The organism is Isosphaeraceae bacterium EP7 (assembly GCA_038400315.1).
In the GTDB taxonomy this organism is placed as follows: Bacteria; Planctomycetota; Planctomycetia; order Isosphaerales; family Isosphaeraceae; genus EP7.
In genome coordinates, this window is record CP151667.1 from 3,735,664 (window position 1) to 3,756,777 (window position 21,114).

The 21,114-nt window shown below is 67.6% G+C and carries 15 protein-coding genes; 9 read left to right on the plus strand and 6 right to left on the minus strand.

Going from position 1 to position 21,114, the window contains the following annotated elements; translation table 11 throughout:
* The first annotated feature begins 271 nt into the window (after positions 1 to 271).
* The 3 genes from EP7_RS14470 (at position 272) to EP7_RS14480 (ending at position 4,577) form a co-directional block, all read left to right on the plus strand.
* Positions 272 to 3,691 carry a PAS domain S-box protein gene (locus EP7_RS14470; RefSeq protein ID WP_463521855.1) on the plus strand — a complete coding sequence of 1,140 codons (3,420 nt, stop codon included), beginning with the start codon at positions 272 to 274 and terminating at the stop codon, positions 3,689 to 3,691.
* Positions 3,692 to 3,749: 58 nt separating this feature from the next.
* On the plus strand, positions 3,750 to 4,133 hold the full coding sequence (locus tag EP7_RS14475) for a response regulator (protein ID WP_463521857.1): 384 nt from the start codon (positions 3,750 to 3,752) through the stop codon (positions 4,131 to 4,133).
* A 66-nt stretch (positions 4,134 to 4,199) separates the two neighbouring features.
* Positions 4,200 to 4,577, plus strand: a complete 378-nt coding sequence (locus tag EP7_RS14480) for a response regulator (protein WP_463521859.1) — start codon at positions 4,200 to 4,202, stop codon at positions 4,575 to 4,577.
* A 24-nt stretch (positions 4,578 to 4,601) separates the two neighbouring features.
* Here the strand turns inward: EP7_RS14480 and EP7_RS14485 are convergent, their stop codons facing one another.
* Both EP7_RS14485 and EP7_RS14490 read right to left on the minus strand, forming a co-directional pair.
* Positions 4,602 to 6,050 (minus strand): pentapeptide repeat-containing protein, encoded by a 1,449-nt coding sequence (locus tag EP7_RS14485; RefSeq protein WP_463521861.1) that lies wholly within the window; start codon positions 6,048 to 6,050, stop codon positions 4,602 to 4,604.
* 130 nt (positions 6,051 to 6,180) lie between these two features.
* The gene (locus tag EP7_RS14490; RefSeq protein WP_463521863.1) at positions 6,181 to 7,782 is read right to left on the minus strand and encodes a glycosyltransferase family 39 protein; all 1,602 of its coding nucleotides are present in this window, start codon (positions 7,780 to 7,782) and stop codon (positions 6,181 to 6,183) included.
* 308 nt (positions 7,783 to 8,090) lie between these two features.
* Between EP7_RS14490 and EP7_RS14495 the strand changes: the two genes are divergently transcribed.
* The 4 genes from EP7_RS14495 to EP7_RS14510 all read left to right on the plus strand — a co-directional run bounded on the left by EP7_RS14495 (position 8,091) and on the right by EP7_RS14510 (position 13,624).
* Positions 8,091 to 8,732, plus strand: a complete 642-nt coding sequence (locus tag EP7_RS14495; protein WP_463521865.1) for a fused DSP-PTPase phosphatase/NAD kinase-like protein — start codon at positions 8,091 to 8,093, stop codon at positions 8,730 to 8,732.
* Positions 8,733 to 8,922: 190 nt separating this feature from the next.
* A complete protein-coding gene (locus EP7_RS14500) occupies positions 8,923 to 9,450 on the plus strand; it encodes an N-acetyltransferase (protein WP_463521867.1) in 528 nt (175 codons plus the stop codon).
* Between the two features lie 95 nt (positions 9,451 to 9,545).
* Positions 9,546 to 11,264 carry an ArnT family glycosyltransferase gene (locus tag EP7_RS14505; RefSeq protein ID WP_463521869.1) on the plus strand — a complete coding sequence of 573 codons (1,719 nt, stop codon included), beginning with the start codon at positions 9,546 to 9,548 and terminating at the stop codon, positions 11,262 to 11,264.
* Positions 11,261 to 13,624 carry a glycosyltransferase family 39 protein gene (locus EP7_RS14510; RefSeq protein WP_463521871.1) on the plus strand — a complete coding sequence of 788 codons (2,364 nt, stop codon included), beginning with the start codon at positions 11,261 to 11,263 and terminating at the stop codon, positions 13,622 to 13,624. Before EP7_RS14505 ends, EP7_RS14510 begins: the two co-directional genes overlap by 4 nt.
* On the opposite strand, the gene EP7_RS14515 is transcribed toward EP7_RS14510, so the two are convergent.
* Together EP7_RS14515 and EP7_RS14520 are read right to left on the minus strand one after the other, a co-directional pair.
* On the minus strand, positions 13,597 to 14,811 hold the full coding sequence (locus EP7_RS14515; RefSeq protein WP_463521873.1) for an MFS transporter: 1,215 nt from the start codon (positions 14,809 to 14,811) through the stop codon (positions 13,597 to 13,599). The genes EP7_RS14510 and EP7_RS14515 overlap by 28 nt on opposite strands.
* On the minus strand, positions 14,811 to 15,386 hold the full coding sequence (locus tag EP7_RS14520; protein ID WP_463521875.1) for a hypothetical protein: 576 nt from the start codon (positions 15,384 to 15,386) through the stop codon (positions 14,811 to 14,813). The genes EP7_RS14515 and EP7_RS14520 overlap by 1 nt, the downstream gene beginning before the upstream one ends.
* Positions 15,387 to 15,630: 244 nt before the next feature.
* Between EP7_RS14520 and EP7_RS14525 the strand changes: the two genes are divergently transcribed.
* Both EP7_RS14525 and EP7_RS14530 read left to right on the plus strand, forming a co-directional pair.
* A complete protein-coding gene (locus EP7_RS14525; protein ID WP_463521877.1) occupies positions 15,631 to 16,758 on the plus strand; it encodes a pyridoxal phosphate-dependent aminotransferase in 1,128 nt (375 codons plus the stop codon).
* Between the two features lie 47 nt (positions 16,759 to 16,805).
* On the plus strand, positions 16,806 to 17,918 hold the full coding sequence (locus tag EP7_RS14530) for a linear amide C-N hydrolase (RefSeq protein ID WP_463521879.1): 1,113 nt from the start codon (positions 16,806 to 16,808) through the stop codon (positions 17,916 to 17,918).
* 210 nt (positions 17,919 to 18,128) lie between these two features.
* Here the strand turns inward: EP7_RS14530 and clpX are convergent, their stop codons facing one another.
* Together clpX and EP7_RS14540 are read right to left on the minus strand one after the other, a co-directional pair.
* On the minus strand, positions 18,129 to 19,556 hold the full coding sequence (gene clpX, locus EP7_RS14535) for an ATP-dependent Clp protease ATP-binding subunit ClpX (RefSeq protein WP_463521881.1): 1,428 nt from the start codon (positions 19,554 to 19,556) through the stop codon (positions 18,129 to 18,131).
* A gap of 350 nt (positions 19,557 to 19,906) precedes the next feature.
* Positions 19,907 to 21,112 carry an A/G-specific adenine glycosylase gene (locus EP7_RS14540; protein WP_463521883.1) on the minus strand — a complete coding sequence of 402 codons (1,206 nt, stop codon included), beginning with the start codon at positions 21,110 to 21,112 and terminating at the stop codon, positions 19,907 to 19,909.
* Positions 21,113 to 21,114: the final 2 nt, after the last annotated feature.

The window sequence follows — 21,114 nt, forward strand, 5'->3', positions numbered from 1 at the left end:
GCTCCACAATGTCTTGTTCTACGCCTTGGCCCCGGTGGCGTAGCTACTGGCTTTCTGCATCAGTCGAGCTGAGGCCGTATCCGATCGGGAAAATGGGATGTCCAGTTCTCCATTTCTTGAGCCCATTGGTCGTGGGGCGCCCGTCAAGCCGGACATGATGGGTGGTCGAGACGACTTTTCCCTCCCCCCCTTCCCTCGCCGCGGTACAATCCAGTGAAGGTGCCTGGCCCTGGGCCGGGGTGCCGCGATTGTGCGCAAGAGGGGGCCGGGGATGAGCGGGACGATCGATCGGAAGCTCAAGGCGGGATTCGTGCTCGCCCTGGTCGTGCTCGTGGCGAATGCCTCGATCGCGTTCTGGGGCGTCCGGGGCATTGTCCAGTCGCATGAGTGGGTGGACCACACCCGCGAGGTGATCGGCACGCTCCAGGGCGTGGTCCTGTCGATGCGCGAGGTCGAATCGGGCCAGCGCGGCTACATCATCACGGGCGTCGAGGACCACTTGTCCCGGTTCGAGGCCGACCTCAAGTCGGTCGACGCTTCGGTCGACCGGCTCCGCGTCCTGGTGCATGACAGCCCCGAGCAGCTCGCCGCCGTCGAGGCGCTGGGCCGGCTGACGAAGCGCCGCGAGGCGATCGTCCGGATGAACCTGAATATCCGCCGCGAACAGGGGTTCGAGGAGGCGCGTGAGGCGATCTCGCGAGGGCAGGGCCTGAAGACGCTGGCGGATGTCCGCGGGCTGGTCGCCGACATCCGCCACCGGGAAGATTTGCTGCTGGCCCGCCGGACGGCCTGGGCGCGTGCGAGCGTCCTCTGGTCGCTCGCCACGTTCACGTTCGCCACGTTGCTGTCGCTGGGCTTGCTGGGGGCGGCCTATTACCTGGTTCGTCGCGAGGCGATTCTGCGGCTGAGGGCCGCCGAGAGGGTACGCTGCTCGGAGTCTCGCAAGGCCGCCGTGCTCCAGAGCGCCCCGGACGCGATCGTGACGGCCGACCACTCGGGAACGATCCTGGAATTCAACGCGGCGGCCGAACGCACGTTCGGCTATCGGCGGGACGAGGCGGTGGGCAAGGACCTGGTGGGCCTGATCCTCCGCCCATGCGACCGCGAGAAGTTCCGCGAGGACCTGCAGCGCGACGCGGCGGCCTGCCTGAAGAAGGTGCTGGGCCGGCGCGTGGAGGTCCCCGCACGCCGGTCCGACGGCACCGAGTTCCCCGCCGAGTTGGCCGTGACGGCCGTGCCGGTCGAGCATGGCCAGCCGCTGTTCACCGCCTACATCCGCGACATCACCGAGCGTAATCGGACCGTGCAGGCCATCCGCGACAGCGAGGAGCAGGTCAGGCTGCTGCTGGAGTCGACGGGCGAGGGGATCTACGGCGTCGACACCGACGGCCGCTGCACCTTCTGCAACCCGGCGGCCCTGAAGATCCTGGGCTACACCGAAGCCGGCGAGCTGCTGGGCCGCGACATGCACTCGGCGATCCATCACACCAACGCCGACGGCTCGCCGAAGCCCGCCGATCTGTGCCCCATCAAGCTGACGCTGGAGGGTGGCGGCCACAGCCACACCGACGACGACACCTTCTGGAAGGCCGACGGAACGAGCTTTCCCGTCGAATATCGGACCTCGCCGATGTTCCGCGACGGCAAGCCGATCGGCGGCGTGGTCGCCTTCGCCGACATCAGCCGCCGCAAGGCGGACGAGGAGGCGAGGCGCGAGAGCGAGGAGCGGTTCCGGGTCATGGCCGACTCGATCCCGCAGCTCGCCTGGATGTGCCGGCCCGACGGCTACATCTACTGGTACAACCAGCGCTGGTACGAGTACACCGGCACGACCGCCGAGGAGATGGGCGGCTGGGGCTGGAAGACGGTGCAGGACCCCGAGGAGCTGCCCCGGGTCCTGGCGAAGTTCGACGCGGCGCTCGCGTCGGGCGTCCCCTGGGAAGATAGCTTCCCGCTCCGCCGGTTCGACGGGGAGATGCGCTGGCACCTGTCCCGCGCCCTGCCTGTGCGCGACGAGCGCGGGAAGATCGTCCGCTGGTTCGGCACCAACACCGACGTGACCGAGCAGCGCATCGTGTCGGAAGCCCTGCGCGAGGCGAAGGAGCAGGCCGAGGGGGCCAACCGGTCCAAGAGCACCTTCCTGGCCAACATGAGCCACGAGCTGCGCACTCCCCTGAACGCGATCATCGGCTACAGCGAGATGCTGCTGGAAGAGGCCGAGGACGACGGTAAGGAGGCGGCGGCGTCCGACCTGAAGAAGATCAGGATGTCCGGCAAGCACCTGCTCCAGCTCATCAACGACGTGCTCGACCTCTCCAAGATCGAGGCGGGCAAGGCGGAGATGTTCCTGGAGACGTTCGAGGTGGCCGAGATGATCCACGGCGTGGTCGACACGATCCGCCCGCTGATGGAGCAGAACGGCAACGTGATCGAGGTGACCTGCCCGCCCGGCCTGGGCTCGATGCACGCCGACCTGACGAAGGTCAGGCAGTCGCTGCTGAACCTGCTGAGCAACGCCGCCAAGTTCACCGAGAAGGGGAAGGTCGGCCTGAAGGCGACGGCCCTGCCCGGTGGCGGCGGTTTCTCGATGGAGATCTCCGACAGCGGCATCGGCATGACGCCCGAGCAGCTTGGCAAGCTCTTCCAGCCGTTCTCGCAGGCCGACGCCTCGACCACTCGGAAGTATGGCGGCACCGGCCTTGGCCTGACGATCACGAGGCGCTTCTGCAGGATGATGGGCGGCGACGTCACGGCGCGCAGCGAGCTCGGCCTGGGCTCGACCTTCGAGATCCGCCTGCCCGCGTCGGTCGTCGCTCCTGCCGCCGACCCGGAGGTGAGCGGGCCGCCCGCCAGGCAATTGCCCGAGGCGGGCCCCGGAAGCCTCGTCCTGGTCATCGACGACGATCCGGTCGTGCACGACCTGCTGCGTCGGACCCTGGAGAAAGAGGGCTTCCGCGTCGTCTGCGCCCGGGGCGGGCCCGAGGGGATCGCCCTGGCCAGGGACATCCGCCCCGACGTCATCACCCTGGACGTCTTGATGCCCGGGATGGATGGCTGGTCGGTGCTGACGGCCCTGAAGGCCGAGCCGGAGCTGGCCGACACCCCCGTCATCATGCTCACGATGATCGACGACAAGAACCTGGGCTATGCGCTCGGGGCGTCGGACTACCTGACCAAGCCGATCGACCGCGAGCGGCTCTCCCTGATCCTGTCGAAGTATCGCCGCCGGATCGCTTCGTCGCACGTGGCGCTCGTCGTCGAGGATGAGCCGATGAGCCGTCAACTGGCGCGAGACATGCTTGAGCATGACAACTGGACGGTGATCGAGGCGGAGAACGGCCGGGTTGCGCTCGAGAAGTTGGAAGAGACCCACGTCGACCTGATCCTCCTCGACCTGATGATGCCGGAGATGGACGGATTCGCCTTCATGGCCGAGGTGCGCAAGCGCGAGGCCTGGCACGGCATCCCCGTGCTGGTGTTGACGGCCAAAGACCTGACGGAGGAAGATCGGCGGCGGCTCAACGGCGACGTGCTAGGCTACTTACGCAAAGGTGAAACCTCTCGCGAGGACCTGCTGCGACAGTTGCGGCGCGAGGTCTGCTCGAGCCTGCGCCGGAAACCGCCGCCCCTCCCCGCGCCCCCGCCGGTGGCCGTGGCATTGCCCAGGCCGATGGCCATTCCCCTCGGCTAGTTCCCGAGATCACCCCGACCCAGCCAGACCCAACACGGACGCGAGCAGGCACCGACCCATGACCAAGATCCTCCTCGTCGAGGACAATGAGCTGAACCGCGACATGCTCTCCAGGCGACTGGAGCGCAAGGGCTACCACGTCGAGGCAGCCGGCGACGGGATTCAGGGCGTCGAGATGGCGCTCGCCGGCTCATTCGATCTGATTCTCATGGACATGAGCCTGCCCAAGCTGGACGGCTGGGAGGCCACCCGACGGCTGCGCACCGACGACCGGACCAGGACCACGCCGATCATCGCCCTGACGGCCCACGCCATGGCCGGAGACCGCGAGAAGGCCATCGAGGCCGGCTGCGACGACTACGACAGCAAGCCGGTCGAGTTCCCCCGCCTGCTCCAGAAGATCGAAGAACAGTTGAAGGTCAAGGCCGAAGCCAAGCCCTGAACAGGGACGATGGGCGGACGGACGGAAGCAGGCCGAGGCCCGCGGGCCCGCCGCAGAGGAGACGCGATGTTCAAGATCCTGGTGGCCGAAGACAATCCCGAGAACTGGGAGATCCTCTCGCGCCGCCTGACCCGCAGGGGCTACGAGGTGGCCCACGCGAGCGACGGCCGGCAGGCGGTGGACATGGCGGTCTCGGAATCGCCCGACCTGATCCTGATGGATATGAACATGCCCGTGCTCGACGGATGGGAGGCCACCCGCGCCATCCGCGCCCGCGCCGAGACGGCCCGTATCCCCATCATCGCCGTCACGGCGCACGGCATGAGCGGCGACCGCGACAAGGTCATTGCCGCAGGCTGCGAAGACCATCACACCAAGCCCGTGGAGCTGACCCAGTTGCTGGCCCAGATCGAGGCCTTGCTGAGCAAGGTCGCACAGAGCTGAGCGGCGCCGGGGGATGATCTCGGGTCAGCGGCGAATCCGGTTGCCGAGCACGAAGCCGAGCAGGCCGATGAGGGCGACGCCCAGGAAGACGTGGACTCCCACGAGCGTCAGGGCCAGGTCGCTGGCCGGCAGCAGGCGGATCCCGATGCTGCCGGTGGTCATCGCCAGCATGCTGAAGATGGCCAGGTCGACCGGGTTTCTGGTTGTCAGGAAGTGCGGGCCTGTCGGGGTCTCGTGCTCGCGCGCCACGCTGCCGGTGACCCCGTAGATGATGATGAAGATGAAATAGAGCATCAGGACCGAGCCGAAGACCCGGGGGATGCTCTCGCCGTAATCGCAGATCCACTCGACCGACTGGTCGGTGATGTAGGTGGCGTAGGACCGGATGGCCTGCGGCCAGTCGTGCGCGGCGAGGGCCGCTTTCCCGCGGTTCCTGGCCAGCAGCTTCTGCATCCGCCGCCGCTTGCGGTAGGCCCAGGCCGAGGCGTCGTGGTCGCCCTGATTGCCGAAGGCGCGTTCCAGGACGAGGTAGCCCTTGCGAGCCTGGTCGTAGACCTCGGCCCGCTCCTCGCCGATGGCGTCGCCGATCTGCTCGCGGCCGAAGCGGGCGCCATCGAGGTTGGCGCCGCTGAGGTGTACGCCCGAGATGTCGCAGACGGTCAGGTCGAGCTCCTGGAGCTTGGAATCTCGCAGGATCGCGCCGCCGAAGTTGGCGCCCAGCAGCTCGGCCTCGCGCAGATCCGAGCCCCTGAGGTTGGCCTCGCGCAGGTCGGTGCTCTTGAGGATGGCGCCCCGTAGGTTCGCGCCGCTGAGGTCCGACCTGCGCAGGTCGGCCTCGTCGAACCTCGCGTCGCGGAGGTCGCTCTTGGTGAGCGTCGCTCCGCCGAGGTTGGCGCCCCAGAGGTCGACACGCTGGAGGTCTGCCTCCTCGAGCGTGGCCCCGCTGAGGTCGGCAAACCGCAGGCTCGCGCCGTCGAGCTCGGCCTCCTCGAGCATGGCCCCTCGGAGGTCGGCCTTGCCCAGGATGGCGCCGGAGAGATGGGCCGCGGCCAGGTCGGCATCCTTGAGGTTGGCCTCATCGAGCCGGGCATTCTCCAGCATCGCCTCGCCCAGGCGTGCCCCCTCCAGGTTGGACCCGCTCAGGCTGGCCCGGCGGAGGTTGGCCTTGCGAAGGCTGGCGCCCCGGAGGTCGGCGTTGTGCAGCACCGCACCGCCTGTCGCCGGGTCGAACCAGGGGGCCGAGGCGCGGCGACCTCCCAGGCGTTCGAGCGCTTCGGGGCCGAGGTCGACGCCGTCGAGCATGGCGGGCTTGCCGTCGCGGGCCGGGAGTACCAGGCGGTTCCTGGGATGCTCCTCGATCAGGCGCAGGACGATCTCGGCGCGTTCAGCGGGCGTCGCCGCGGCCAGGGCCTCGTAGACCTCCGGCGGCGGCCTATCCGCGTCCGGGGGCGCGTCGGCCTGTTGGATCGTCACGTTGCGGCTCGCTTGGGAGGAGGAATTGCGGCCCGATCTTCGGTCTGATACGGACAAACCCCGGCCATGGTTGGCCCGCAGCCTACGAGAATCAAGATCCACCTTTCCTGGGGAGCATCTCCGCACGATTTCAGCGTGGCGCAGTCGCCGACGGCTTCGAGGCCAGCGCGGGGGCGTCCGAGTCGGCCGGCGCGTACGGGAAGGGCTTCTTCTGGCCGACGCAGCGGTAGAGGTCGACGGTCCGCACCGGCGAACCCCGACGACTGATCTGGAAGGAGCCGATCGGCTCGATCCGGCGGAACCAGCGATCCAGGTAGCCGGGCTCGGTCGACCGCCGGTTGATCGCCATGAAGATGCCGTCGCGGCCGACATAGTCTTCCGGGCGGCTCCAGTAGCCGAATCCTCGCGAATTGGGCGCCTGGTTGTAGCAGAGCACCGGCTTGTTCGACCTTCCTCGCAAGGCGTAGGCGAGCTGCCCCCCCCGATACCAGCTGCTGGCGATCAGGAACGTCTCGGGGTCATCGAGCAGGCCGCGCCGGCTCAACTCGTCGGCCACGCGGTCCCAGCCGATCATGTCGAGCGTCGGGTCGGCCGACGAGGCGACCAGGCCCATCGAGGTCGACTCATCCGCGCCTTTGCTCTGGAAGATCCCCATCCTCAGGTGGGCGAGCACCGCCAGGACGATGACCAGCGGCAGCGCGGCCATCAGACCCACCTCGCGCCGCATCCGCGCGGGCCTCGCCTCCGATCTCGCGGCCCAGGCGGCCCCCACGGCCGGGAACAGCGACAGGAATCCGACCAGGGCCCAGTGCGGCAGCACCGGCTTCAGGCACGAGATCGCCGCGAACAGCCCCAGCGGAAGGACCGCCAGGCAGGCCAGGAACTTCCTGAGGCGAGACTCGGCGTCCGTGGAAGGGCCGGCCTTCAGGCAGCGCACCGCTCCGGCCAGGGCCAGGCAGAGCGGCAGGAAGATCCAGGGGAACAGGTAGAGCGCCTGCAGGCCGATGGCCTTGGCCAGCATGTCCGGCCTTGGCGTCAGGCTGCCGACGGCCCGCCCCCCCTGGAACGCGATCGAGGCCCAGCCGTGCTCGGCGTTCCAGATCAGGACGGGCGAGAACAGCAGGAGCCCCAGCGCCGCGGCCAGGTAGGGCCCCGGGCGTTTGAGCCAGCTGCGCGCCGAGGGCTCGACCAGGATGTAGAGCAGGGTCCCCATCGGCAGCAGCGCCGCGTGGTACTTGCTCAGCATCCCGCCTCCCCAGGCCAGGCCGACCCAGGCCCAGGGGAGCAGGCTCGTTCGGGGCGATTCCAGCGCCGCGGCCAGGCGGTCGAGGGTCAGCAGCCAGAAGAACAGGAGCGGGCCGTCGGGCAGGACGAAGGTCGACGCCGCGGCGGTGTGGTAGGCGCTCACATTCAGGGCGAGCGCCGCATAGAAGCCCGCCCAGGGGCCGTAAGCACGGCTCGCCAGCCGGGCCAGCAGCCAGGTGGAGCCGGCGAACATGACGATGAAGCCCAGCCGCAGCATGATTTCTGACGCATTGCCCCCGCCGAGCAGGGGGCCGACCGCCGCGACCAGGGCCAGCATCGGCGGGTGGTCGAAGTAGCTCAACGCGGGGTGGACGGTGTACAGGTAGTGGTACGCCTCGTCGTTGCCCAGGCCGAGATTGGCGGCCCAGGCGAGCCGGGCCAGGCCCGAGGCCGCGATCAGCAGGAACAGGCAGCGACTCGGCGTCATCGGCAGACCTCGGCATTCGGAAACGCCCTCCGACGTCGGGCGTGGGAGGGGGGCGCACGGCTCCCGCTTCCTCGCGGACGCCGATGCGCCGCGGCATGGTACCGCTTCCTGCCATCCTGGCGACGCCAATCCGGCCGAAGAAATGGCGATCGCGTCGCCCCGCCGCGGCCGATATCGAGGGAATGAGAACGAGGCCCGAAGCGAACCGGCTTGCGGCCACCGCCGACGCTGGTATCATCCGCCCGCCGTACGCCCCGACGCGGCCTCGATTCTGGATCTGGGCGGCTCGTAATCGGAGCGACTCGAAGATGACGACGACTCGCCGGACCTGGCTGCGACGAGGCCTCGGCCTGGCCCTAATTGCCTTCGCCTGCCAGCAGGCCTGGAGGCACGGGCACGACTATGTCTTCGCCGACCAGTTCGCCGAGATCGAGCCTGGAAAGGTCTACCGAGGCGCCTGGCAGAAGCCCTGGCCGATGGAGCGAATCGTCCGCGATCGGAAGATCAAGACGATCGTCGCGCTGGCCCACCCGGATGACCACCCGCTCGCCAAGCAGGAGAAGGCGTTCTCCGAACGTATGGGCGTCCGCTGGGTCCACATCCCGATCGTCGAGCAGCGCGTCGGCGACGACCCTGAGGAGGTCTCGGACAAGCTGGAACAGGCCGCGGCCATCGTCGCCGACCCGGCCAATCAGCCCGTCTATTTCCACTGCCACCACGGGATCAACCGGGCGTCGATGGTCCAGATTGCCTACCGGACCATGTTCTGCGGCTGGACGATGGAGCAGGCCCACGACGAGATCGCCCGGACCTTCGGCCTGGTGACGGTCTCGAAGGGCCCCGACTACCGCCACATGAAGTCCTTCTACGACGAGCGGGTCTTGCCCAGGCGACGAGCCGAGGCCGAGGCCCGCACGGCACAGCTCGGCAATTCCGGCCCGACCCGCTGATCGACATCGATGCGGCCCTGAAGGCCCGATCGAGAGCATCTCGACGCGAGTCGGCACCGATGGTCTTGATTCGGGCCGCACTTTGCCGATAGAATACATGATCCGGTTGAATTTGCGCGGAAGGTCCGCGTCGAGTTCGATCGGCTGGCAAGAACGCCCGGCACTGCGCCGGGGTTTGGGGGTTCCTCGATTGAACATTCGCCCCGCTCGCGTCGGTGACGTGCCCGCCATTTGCGACCTGATCCGCACGTTTGCCGATCGCAAGTTGATGATCCGAAGGTCCCTCGGCGAGCTTTACGAATCGATCCGCGAGTTCTTCGTCGCGGTGGACGACGACGGACGGGTCATCGGGTGTGCTGCCCTGCACGTGTTCTGGCAAGACCTGGCCGAGCTGAAATGCCTGGCCGTCTCCGAACAGGCGCAAGGTCGAGGGACGGGGCGGATGCTGGTCGACGCCTGCTGGAATGCGGCCCGAGAGCTCGAGCTCTCGTCGGTCTTCACCTTGACATACGTGGACCATTTCTTCGAGAAGTGCGGCTACCACAAAATCGAGAAGTCGGAGCTGCCGCACAAGATCTGGAACGAGTGCGTGCGCTGCCCGCTCTTCCCCAACTGCAACGAGATCGCGTTGCTGCGGACCGTGGATTCGGCCACACCCTCGGCCGAACTCGACGAGCACGCCGCCAACGACCTGCTCGTGGCCCAGATGGCTCTCTGAGCGTCCCGGTTCGCAATCCGGCCGGCGCCCCTCGACGGGGCCCGGCCGGGATCGTCGGCCGACAGACACCGCACCGCGCGAGAACGCGAGTCAACGTGCCCCAGACCGACGCGAGCCGACGCCGGCGGACTTTCGCCCTGAGCCTGGCGGTCACGCTGGCGACCTGGGCCGGCATGCTCGCGACGAGCCCTGGGATGTCGATCGCCTGGGACGAGGGGTACACCCTCGGCCGCCTGGCCAGACTCCGCGTCTGGTTCCGCGCCCTGGATGACCCCAAGGCTTTTGCCTCAACCTGGTCTCCCCCATTGCCCGACACCGAGCTGGTGCAGCAGGACGGCCAGCGGGCACCACGGGCCGATCAGGTCGATACTTACGCGAAATTGCTGCTCGAGCCGGCGGTCGTTCGTTGGTTCTGGCCGTTTGCTCGCGCCGAGCCGCACGGGCACCCGCCGTTTTATGCGCTGGTCGGCCTGGTCGGTGACCTGCTCGTACCCGCCTGGGACGAGTTGCCGCGTGCCCGCGTCGGCCCGATCCTCCTCTTCGGCCTGACGGCCGGCGCCTTGTTCTGGTTCTTCGCCGTTCGCAATGGGTATGGCCCGGCCTTCGTGGCAGCCTCGGCCTGGTCATTGCAGCCGCAACTCTTTGGCCACGGACACTATGCGACCTATGACGCGATCCTGACCTCGCTCTGGGTCATGGGCCTCTTGACGTTCGACTCGGCGGTGGAAGAGACGCCCGAGGGCCGACGATGGCCCAGATGGCGCTGGGTGCTCGCGTTCGGATTGGTCGTTGGATGCGCGCTCGACACCAAACTGACGGGTTGGTTCCTGCCGCTTCCTTGCCTGGTCTGGGTCGCCATGTATCGCGACCGGAAAGGCCTGACGACGCTGCTGGTTGGTCTGTTCATCGCGGCGATTGCGGCGCTGGCCATGAACCCGCTCTGGTGGGTGGACCCGATTGGCGGTCTTGCTGAATTCTTCCGGTCGAATCTGACCCGGGGCCAGACTCGCCCGATCCCCGTCCTGTTCCTGGGCCAGGTCTACATGACCCCCAACCAGTCGTTGCCTTACTACAACACCCTGGTCTGGACCATCCTCGCTGCCTCGGTCGGGTTCCTGGCCCTGGCCCTTGCGGGCGTCCTGCGGTCGGTCGTGGGCTGGAAACGGGAGCGATTCGGCATCCTGGTCGCGGGGCACTGGGCGTTCCTGCTGCTGCTGCGTGCCCTGCCTCATGTCCCTGGTCACGACGGGATCCGCCAGTTCTTGCCCGCGTTCGGCATGATTGCTCCGATGGCGGGCCTGGGCGCGGTCTGGATCGGACCCAGGCTTGGTCGCCTGGCCTGGCCGGTGTTCCTGGTGGCGGCCGCGGAAGGGCTGGCGGGCATTGCCCTGATGATGCCGGTGCCGCTCTCGTATTTCAGCCCGATCGTCGGCGGCCTCCCCGGTGCGACCCGCCTGGGGATGGAGCCCACCTACTACTGGGACGCCCTGGACGACGAGACCCTGCGCTGGCTTGACGGGCACACCGGGCCGACGGAGAAGGTCCGGTTCGCCACGTACCCGACCTCCTGGCTTTACCTCCGCGAGATCGGCCGCTTGAACGTCCGGTTCCTGCCCAACCAGCCGGGTGCTTGGGCCTGGTACGTGCTCCAGAACCGGCCCGGAGCGTTCTCGCCAATCGACCGGCTGCTGGTCCGCAACGGGACGCCGGCGCACGTCGTGACCAAACTTGGCGTCCCGTTGGTCTGGGTCTTCCCCTATTCCGACGTCGAAGCTGCGCAGCGACGCCAGACGGCCCAGGATGCCCCACGATGACCCCCCTGACCGGACGCCGCTGGTGGCTGGCTTGCTCGGCCGTGATGGCCCTGACCCTGCTGGCCCTGGTGCCGACGACCGGCGACATCGGCCTGACCTGGGACGAGCCCGCCTATCGGCATAGCCAGGAGATGTCCTCGGGGTGGTGGGAGCGGTTGTCTCAGGCCCGCTCCTGGGCCGACGTTCAGTCGCTTCTCGACAAGGATGCGCTCCTGTTCTATTGGCCCTACGGTCGTTACGGGATCAACTTCCACCCGCCGCTCGCCGGTCAGCTCAACCTGTTGACGTACAAGCTGTTCGGCGGATTCATGCGGGACATCCCGGCGCGACGGATGGCGGACGTGATCCAATTCGCCGCGACCGTCACGATGCTCTTCGGCTTCCTGGCCAGGCGTTACGGCCCCTGGGTGGGCGGAGTCGCGGCCGCCTCATTGCTATTCATGCCCCGGGTCTTCGGCGACGCCCACATCGCGGCCACCGATACACCGGGCCTGTTCCTCTGGGCGGCGGCCTCGCTGGCGTTCTGGAAGGGGCTTTACGAGACGGGTGCCAGACGCTGGCGGGTTCTGGTAGGCGTCCTCCTCGGCCTCGCATTCCTGGAGAAGATGTCCGCAGTCCTCGTAATCTTGCCGATCTGGGCCTGGCTTGCGGCTCATTTCTTGGCAACCCGCAAGACGAGCTTCACCCGCGCCGGCCTGGCCGACTTCGTGCTGACGACCGGGGCGATGTTGGCCCCGCTGGTCCTGGTCCTTGTCGAAATCCGACGCCTTGCCGCCCCCGGAATATTGCCTCTACCGAACAAGATCGACCTGTTTGCCTTACCGCCTCAAATCCAGAGTCCGCTCCCGGCCGCTGTTCTATTGTTACCTTTGGCGATCTGGTTCGGCCGCCGGCTTCTCGCCCGGCTGTGGCCCGCGAGCCCGATCTGGGGTGTTGAGCGGCCCGGCCTGGAAACCTGGCTGGCGATGCTAGCCTTTGCCCCGGCGATTGGATGGCTGGGCAACCCCGCCTGGTGGCGAGACGGAATCGTCCGCCTGGCCCATTACGCCATGCTGAACAGCGGACGCCGAGGCGCTTTGCCCGACATCCGGATCGCCTACTTCGGCCGGATCTACCTGTACAGCCTCCCTTGGCACAATGCCTGGGTTTTGATCGCCATCACCGTGCCCGCAACGATTCTGGCCGCGGCTTCGGTCGGCCTGGTCGCCTCTTTAGGTCGGTCGAGGTCGGACCGGCTTCCTGCCTACTTCCTGCTGCAACTTTGTATCCTGCCGGCCATGCGGATGCTGAATACACCCGCGCACGACGGGGTCCGCCTACTGCTCCCCGCCTTCTTCTTCCTGGCCGCGTTCGCCGGCTGGGGCACGATCATCCTTGCCGGCTGGCTGGGACGGATTCTGGGCGGGCGGTTGGCTCCGAAACTGGTTCGCGCAATCGTTGCCTCCCTGGTTGTCGGCCCCGCAGCCTGGGCGACGGTTCGGGTTCATCCCTACGAACTCTCGTACTACAACGAGCTCGTCGGCGGTCCTAAAATGGCCTGGCATAAGGGTTTCGAGCTGAGCTACTGGTTCGACGCGTTCAATGCCCCGACCCTGGCCGAGATCGAGCGAGTGCTGCCCCGGGGCGTCCAGATCCACACCATCAATGAGAACGACGCATCCCCGACCTTCGACGAGCTTCAGCGTCTGGGCGAGCTTCGACCTGACCTGATCCTGGGTTCCCCCGACAAGACCGTCACCCCGCATGCCTGGCTCTTGACGCATGACTCGAAGGCCAACGCCTTCACACGGCTTCTCTTCGGCATGCATCCCCTCTTCGAGAGCCGGCCCGCGCAGCTCGATGGGGCCCGCGTGGCAGCCGTGATGGGGCCGAAGGCGGTCTCGAGGGCCGTGGCCCTGCAACTGCTTCTGGACACTCCCGGTCGGCCCGATCCCAGGCCGCCCGCCTGGGCTGCGGCACTTGGCCCGCTGGGACGGTTCTGGGGCGTCGGGGTCTCGGTCCTGCCAGTGCCTGGGGTGATCGAAGAGGTCATCGACTGGGCGCGGACCGATCCCGCCGGCCTGCGTCTCGCGGCGCGAGAGGTCTCAACCCGCAAGCCAGCGGAGCAGCTCGGCCCCGACGCCGCGCGCCTGGCCCGGGTCTTCGGCCGGTACGACCAGCCCGGCACCTCGTACTCGGGCAACCTCTTGAACTCGCGGCCCGAAGTCCTGGTCGAGGCCGTCGAGATCCTCATCGCCCGGCCCGACGCCGTGCGGGCCGTCCTGCGCAGGCCCACCTATTCCGACCCCTCGGATTTTGGCGGTAACCTGGATGCTGGCCTGTCGCCCGACGTTCAGGCCACGGCCTCGGCTGGTTCCTGAACCTGATCCCGGACCTTCCGGCCAGGCCCGACGACGGCGATCGCCAGGCCGAGGGCCGCAAGCGCGGTGACCGCCCCTTGCCAGAAGGGCATCGCCGGCCCGTAGGCTCCCAGCAGCACGTTGGCGACCATGTAGCAGACCATCCGGGCGGCCATCTGCGCCGAGCCGTAGGCGCCCAGGATGGCCCCCTGGTCTTCGGGTGAGGTCGACCGCGAGAGCAGCCCCTGGATCGTCGGGGCGGCAATTCCCTGGCCCACGCCCACGACCAGGGTCGCCAGCAGCAAGCCAATCAGCCCGCCGGACATCGCCAGCCCGGCCAGGCCGAGGGTCGCCAGCGCGATACCCCAGATAATCAGCTTGGGCTCACCATACTTCGGAACCAGCCTGCGGATGAGCCCCCCCTGAACCAGGGCGACAACCGCGCCCAGGAATGCAAACGCGTAAGCCGCCTGGCTCGCGTTCCAGCCCAGCCGCTCGCGTAGGAAGAGGCTATAAGTTGCTTCCAAGGTCGACCAGGCCAGGATCGTCAGTGTGCCGATCCCCACCAATCCCCGGATGCCCGGGCTGGACAGCATCGTCGTCAGGCCGCGAAGGCTCAGGGTTCGCGCAGACTGGCCGACGGCCCCCGCGGGGCGGCTCTCGGGCAGGCGGAACACGACCAGCAGCAAGGCGATGGTCGAGAACCCGGCCGCGACCAGGAACGGGAGCCGCAGGTGCAGGTCGGGCGAGACCGGCAGGTCGAGGATCAGGCCGCTCAGCAGCGGGCCCAGGACGAACCCGATGCCGAACGCGGCGCCGATCATCCCGAGCCCCCGGGAACGCTGCTCGGGCGGCGTCACGTCGGCCACGTAGGCCTGGGCCACCAGGATGTTCCCGCCCGAGGCTCCGTCGAGCATCCGCGCCAGCAGCAGCGTGGTGTAGTCGCGGGTCAGGCCCATGATCAGGAACGAGAGGGCGGTTCCCGCCTGGCTGAAGACCAGGACCGGACGCCTGCCGTACCGGTCGCTCAGCCGTCCGAGGATCGGCCCCGCGATGAGCTGGCAGAGCGGATACGCCGCCATCAAGGCCCCGATCTGCATCGGGCTGAAGCCGTATTGCTTGGCGAACGGGGCCAGCAGCGGCATCACGATCGTGAACCCCATCAGGTCCACCAGCACGACGAGGACGATGGTAATCAGTGGGGACATCAGGCGGCCCCCCCTTCGGACGAGGCCGTCGATTGCTTCGCCGCGTCTAACTCCGGCGTCTCGGGGCCGTAGCGTTCCAGTCGCATCACGTCGGCCCTCGCTTTCACCTCGAGGATCAGGCGGGCCTGCGACACGATGGCCGCGTACTCGGCGGCGAACGCCCCCAGGGTGAATCCGAACGTGAGCGTGGCGGCGCTCAAATGCCAGTACGGGTTCAGGCCTTGCGCATCGGAGGCGGCCCCTAACCAGGAGGTCGCCCCGATGGCGGTCATCCCCCAGAGCACGAACCGGAACGCCTTTCGCTTATTCTTCTTCGACTGCACCTCGACCCACTCCGGCATCTGGTAGGCCCCCACCACCTCGCGCACCCACTTGTTGGTGCCCAGGAAGTAGGTATAGACGATCGAATGGACCAGCAGGGTCACCATCGTCGTCGCGAGCCCCATCAGGAAGTGGGTGCCGTGCCAGACGGCCCCCGGGCCCCTCGGCTCGCCCGAGGCGCCGAGGCCCAGGACGAAACTCGCCAGCAGCAGCGAGAGGTTCGTGACGGCCAGGCCCAAGAAAATCCGGTGCATAGAGATCGAACCTGTCGGCGTGCGGGACGGTCGGGTCATTCGAGAGGGGCGCGGATGGCCGGCCCGCCGGCGCGGCGGATCGCCGTTGCCCGCGTTTCCTTCGACCTCAAGGGTACGCGAACCGCACCGGCCTTGGCAACGAGACCCCCCTCGCACCCTGCCGGCCCGTCGCCCGGACATGCTAAGATCGGTTCCCTTTCACGCCCGATCGCCGACCCCCTTCGATGCGCCGGAGCCCCCGACCGTGAACGACGCCTGGATCGCCGACCGGATGCGCCTGATTGAAGCCTCGGGCATCCGCAAGGCCTTCGAGATGGCCAGGTCGATGAAGGACCCGATCAACCTCTCGATCGGCCTGCCCGACTTCGACGTCCCCGAGCCCGTCAAGCGGGCCGCCATCGCCGCCATCGAGCAGGGCCAGAACGCCTACACCGTCACCATGGGCCTGCCCGAGCTGCGCGAGGCCCTGCAAGCCCGCGTCGACGCCGAGTTCGGCCACGCCGATCGCCAGCTGATGGTCACCTCGGGCACCTCCGGCGGCCTGCTGCTGGCCCTCTGCGCCGTGGCCAATCCGGGCGACGAGGTCCTCCTCTTCGACCCTTACTTCGTCATGTATCGCAACCTGGTCGCCCTGACCGGCGCGACACCCGTTTTCGTCGACACCTACCCGAGCTTCGGCCTTCCTCTCGATCGGGTCAAGGCGGCCATCACCCCGCGCACCAAGTGCATCATCGCCAACAGCCCGGGCAATCCCAGCGGCGTCGTGGTGCCGGCCGACGAGATGAAGGCCCTGGCCGAACTCTGCCGCGAGCGCGGGATCCTGCTCATCAGCGACGAGGTCTATCGGGCCTTCTGCTACGACGACCCCTTCGCCACCCCCGCCACCTGGAACGAAGACGTCCTCGTGGTCGACGGCTTCAGCAAGACCTACGGCATGACCGGCTGGCGTCTCGGCTTCGCGCACGGCCCCTCGGCCCTCATCCAGGAAATGGCCAAGCTCCAGCAATTCAGCTTCGTCTGCGCCCCCAGCCCACTGCAAAAGGGAGTCGTCGCGGCCCTCAACCTCGACCTCACCGCGCAGGTCGACGCCTACCGAAGCAAGCGAGATCGTGTCGCCCAGGCCCTCGAAGGTCTCTACGACCTCTCCCACCCCGACGGCGCCTTCTACGCCTTCCCGAAGGCCCCCGAAGCCTGGCCCGATGCCACCGCCTTCGTCGCCGAGGCCATCCGCCACAACCTCCTCGTCATCCCCGGCAACGTCTTCAGCCGCCGAGACACCCACTTCCGCCTCTCCTACGCCGTCGACGACCGCACTCTCGGCCGAGGCCTCGACGTCTTAAGGAAGCTTGCCGAGACCGGGCCGTCGGCATGAACTATCTTGATTCGAGATGATTTCTCGAACACTCCAGGACATGCACGATGAAGACACGAGTTCTCACGGGTCTCTTCCTCGTGACGGCCGCGGCCTGCCTCTCCCTCCATTCGGTCGGGCTCGCGTGCACCGGCATCACACTCATTGCCAAGGACGGCGCGGTGGTCTACGGCCGCACCATGGAATGGGGCCCCTTCGACCTCAGGTCGCGACTGATCATCGTCCCGCGGGGCCACACGTTTCGAGGCGAAACGCCCGACGGGAAACCTGGCCTCTCCTGGGACGCGAAATACGGTGTCGTGGGATTAGACGGAGTCGGTAAAGACATCGTCATCGACGGCATGAACGAGAAAGGAATGACCGTCGGCCTCTTCTATCACCCGGGGACCGCGGCCTATCAGAAGTACGACCCGGCCAGGGCGGGCGAATCGCTGGCGCCGACGGACGTCGGGCAATATCTCCTCACGACCTGCAAGTCGGTGGACGAGGTTCGGAAGGCCCTGGAAGCTGTCAGGGTCGTGCCCGTGGTGGAGCAGGCCCTGGGGATCGTCGCCGCGGTCCACTTCCTCGTGACCGAGCCGAGCGGCAAGGCGGTCGTCGTCGAGTACCTCAAGGGCGAGCTGACGATCTTCGACGCCCCGCTCGGCACGATCACCAACTCGCCGAGCTACGACTGGCACGAGACCAATCTGCGCAACTATGTCAATCTGTCGGCGGTTTCCATCCCGGACAGGAAGATCGGCGACCTGGACTTCAAGCCGCTCGGCGGCGGTAGCGGGATGATCGGCCTGCCGGGAGACTTCACACCGCCGTCCCGGTTCATCCGAGCTGTGGCCTTCTCCAAGTCGGGCCGCACCACGGCCACGGGCGAAGAGACCATGTACGAACTCTTCCGCATCCTGGACAACTTCAACGTGCCGTTCGGCGCCGCCGAAGGCTCGGGGAACGACAATACCGCCGGGATGCGCAGCGCCACGCAGTGGACGACCTGCAATGATACGAAGAACCGGGTCATCTATTACCACACCCAGCACAACCGCCGCGTCCGCAAGGTCGAGCTAAGCAAGATTAACTTCGATGGTCCTGCCGAGCTTGTTCGCCTGCCGCTGGACAGGGAGCAGGCGCAAGATATCGAGGACGTCACGCCGGCGGGGAAGTGACGCGAGCAACTTTGACTCATTTGCCTCGCAACGAATGCGAGTCGCTGGGTGTTCGAGCATCCTCCGATCGAGGTTGTCGGGTACCCCGGCATTTCGAGAAACTTGACGGACGCCGGCGAGGCTGGGCCATCCAAAAATGACGACGCGGCCCGACGTTGATGCGTCAGGCCGCGTCGCTTGCATTTGAGTGCTGGTTGGAGACGCCTAAGCTCAGGCGCTTTCCTTCTTCCGCTCGTCGGCCTTCTTGCTCGGCGCGGCCGCTGCCGCGGGGGCAGGAGCTGCGGCGGGGGTCGGCGGGGCGGGGGAGTCGAAGAGGCTCTTTTCCTTGCGGACGACTTCGGGGGTGACGAGGAACTTCCCTTTGTCCTTGGCGGCACGGTCGGGAAGCTCGTACATCACGTCGAGCATGACGTCCTCGACGATCGACCTCAGGCCTCGGGCACCGGTGTCGCGGGCCTTGGCTCGCTTGGCGATCTCTTCGAGGGCCTCGGGGGTGAACTCGAGGTCGGCGTTCTCCATCTCGAAGAACTTGCGGTACTGCTTGACGAGCGCGTTCTTCGGCTCGGTCATGATCTGCACGAGCGCCGCCGTGTCCAGCGGCATGAGCGGGCAGACGACCGGGAGGCGGCCGACGAACTCGGGGATCATCCCGTATTCGAGGATGTCGTCGGAGGTGACCTGGTCGAGCAGGGCACCGAGCTCGGTGTTGTGCTCGCTCTCGGACTGGCTGCCGAAGCCGATCGTCTTGCGGCCGACGCGGCGGGCGATGATGTTATCGAGCCCGACGAACGTGCCGCCGCAGATGAACAGGATGTTCGACGTGTCGAGCTGGATGTACTGCTGCTCGGGGTGCTTGCGTCCGCCCTGCGGCGGGACGTTGGCCACCGTGCCTTCGAGCATCTTCAGGAGCGCCTGCTGCACCCCCTCGCCCGAGACGTCGCGGGTGATCGAGACATTCTGGCTCGTCTTGCCGATCTTGTCGATTTCGTCGATGTAGATGATGCCGCGTTGGGCACTTTCCAGGTCGAAATCGGCGGCGTGCAGCAGCTTCAGGAGGATGTTCTCGACGTCCTCGCCGACGTAGCCCGCCTCGGTCAAGGTCGTGGCGTCGCCGATGGCGAAGGGGACGTTCAAGATCCGGGCCAGGGTCCGGGCCAGCAGCGTCTTGCCGCAGCCGGTCGGGCCGATGAGCAGGATGTTCGACTTGTCGAGCTCGACCCCGCTCTCGGAGTCCTCGCCGGCCACCAGCCGCTTGTAGTGGTTGTGCACCGCGACGGCGAGCACCTTCTTGGCGCGAGTCTGGCCGATGACGTAGGCGTCAAGCTGCTCTTTCACCTCGCGAGGCGAGGGGATGTCGGTGAAGAGCGTCTTGGGGATGCCCCTGCGGCGCCGCTCCTGGTCGAGGATCGACTGGCAGAGCTCGATGCACTCGCCGCAAATGTAGACGTCGCCAGGTCCTTCGACCAGCGGGCCGACGTCGCGGTAGCTCTTGCGGCAGAACGAGCAATACGCGTTCTTCTTGACGCTGCTCGCGGTGCCCGTCGGGGCACTACCGCCGCCGCCGGGGCCGCCGCCCCGCTTGCCGCCGCCGCCCCCGGAGCTGGAACCCCCCCCGCCGATGTCCTTACCCGATGGCATACCCGTTCCTTTCAACACAACGAGGGGCGATGCGCCGGCGGCGCCCTGCAGAGGCCGGGCGCGATGCGCCGAAGAGCGAACGGGCCAATTGTCCGACACGGCCGAGTCTGGCCGATTCGATTCAATGATCAAGAGAGGCCGGGACGCCGCGGGCCATTGGATCGCGATCTGACATCGTGACCGGACGCATCCGGCCGACACCCTGCGATCGGAATCGCGACGGAAGACCGTCGAGCGTTGACTCCCCGCGGTCGCCAACTTACTCATCTTAGTGGACGAATCGCCCAGGAGCAAGCTCACCACAGACGCTTGCCCCGGCCGCCCATGGCTGAGCCGGCATCGTCGGCGCATCAGTCCGCATCGAACCCCAGCGAGCCAAGCCCCCGCGCGGCCACCCAGGCCGCCAGCTTGCGGGCCGAACCGCTGAGCGGAAGCCCTTCCAAGATCGCGAGATCGGCCCACTCGGCCCGGTCCAGATTCGGCCCCGGGGTCGTCGTCTCGGACCTCCCTACGGCGGCATAGGCCGTCAGCCTGACCTTGTGCTTGGTCACGCCATAACTGAGGGAATGCACCTTCGGGCCGATTGAGACCTCGACCCCCGTCAGCCGCGGAATCCCCCCGGCCAGGTCGCCCTCCGACACCGGAATACGCCCCGCGGGGTCGGCGCCGGAGCGGTGTACCGTCGGGAATTCCCAGAATCCCTGCCAGAGCCCCCCCGCCGACCGGCGGACGACCAGCAGTCGGCCCTGCCGCACGACCAGGGCGCACGCCTCCTCGACGTCGAGCGGCTTTGCCTTCGGGACCGCCAGGGGGATCGAGTCCTGCTTCCCCTGGAGCCGCGCCAGGCAGTCGGCCGCGACCGGGCAGACCAGGCACATTGGCGCCCTGGGCGTGCAGAGGATCGCGCCCAGCTCCATGAACGCCTGGTTGAACCGCCCGGCGTCGACCTCCGGCACCAGCCGCCCCGCCGCGAGCCAGAGCCTCGCCTGCGACTTTGTCGACGCCAGCGGCTCGGGCCAGGAAAGCCAGCGGGCCAGCACGCGCTGGGTGTTGGCCTCGACGATCGGGGCGGGTCGGTCGTACGCGAACGAGAGGACCGCGCCCGCGATATAACGGCCCACGCCGGGCAGGGCGCGGATCGCCTCGGCATCGTCGGGCACCCGGCCACCGTGGTCACGCACGATTGCCCTGGCGGCGGCCTGGAGCTGCCGGGCCCTCCGATAATATCCGAGCCCCTCCCAGGCCTTCAGCACATCGGCCTCGTCGGCCCCGGCGAGCGCCTCGACGCTGGGGAACCGCTCCAGGAACCTGTGGAAGAACGGCACGACCGCCGCCACCGTTGTCTGCACCAGCATCGTCTCGGAAACAAGGATTCGGTATGCGTCGCGATCGGCCCGCCAGGGCAAATCGCGTGCGGCCCCCGCATACCACTCCAGCAGCCTGGCGCGGATCCGGTCGACCCACGCCGCGTCCAGGTCGGGCATCAGGTCGCCCTTGGGATCTGCCGGCGAACCTGCGGCACCCTCATCGCCCTTGTCCTTGCCACGTCGCGCCATCG

Coding starts and splice junctions, on each gene's coding strand:
- EP7_RS14490 (WP_463521863.1), bottom strand. CDS start 7,782: ATGACGCCGAGTCGCTGCCTGTTCCTGCTGATCGCGGCCTCGGGCCTG.
- EP7_RS14475 (WP_463521857.1), top strand. CDS start 3,750: ATGACCAAGATCCTCCTCGTCGAGGACAATGAGCTGAACCGCGACATG.
- EP7_RS14470 (WP_463521855.1), top strand. CDS start 272: ATGAGCGGGACGATCGATCGGAAGCTCAAGGCGGGATTCGTGCTCGCC.
- EP7_RS14480 (WP_463521859.1), top strand. CDS start 4,200: ATGTTCAAGATCCTGGTGGCCGAAGACAATCCCGAGAACTGGGAGATC.
- EP7_RS14540 (WP_463521883.1), bottom strand. CDS start 21,112: ATGGCGCGACGTGGCAAGGACAAGGGCGATGAGGGTGCCGCAGGTTCG.
- EP7_RS14510 (WP_463521871.1), top strand. CDS start 11,261: ATGACCCCCCTGACCGGACGCCGCTGGTGGCTGGCTTGCTCGGCCGTG.
- EP7_RS14530 (WP_463521879.1), top strand. CDS start 16,806: ATGAAGACACGAGTTCTCACGGGTCTCTTCCTCGTGACGGCCGCGGCC.
- EP7_RS14520 (WP_463521875.1), bottom strand. CDS start 15,386: ATGCACCGGATTTTCTTGGGCCTGGCCGTCACGAACCTCTCGCTGCTG.
- EP7_RS14515 (WP_463521873.1), bottom strand. CDS start 14,811: ATGTCCCCACTGATTACCATCGTCCTCGTCGTGCTGGTGGACCTGATG.
- clpX (WP_463521881.1), bottom strand. CDS start 19,556: ATGCCATCGGGTAAGGACATCGGCGGGGGGGGTTCCAGCTCCGGGGGC.
- EP7_RS14495 (WP_463521865.1), top strand. CDS start 8,091: ATGACGACGACTCGCCGGACCTGGCTGCGACGAGGCCTCGGCCTGGCC.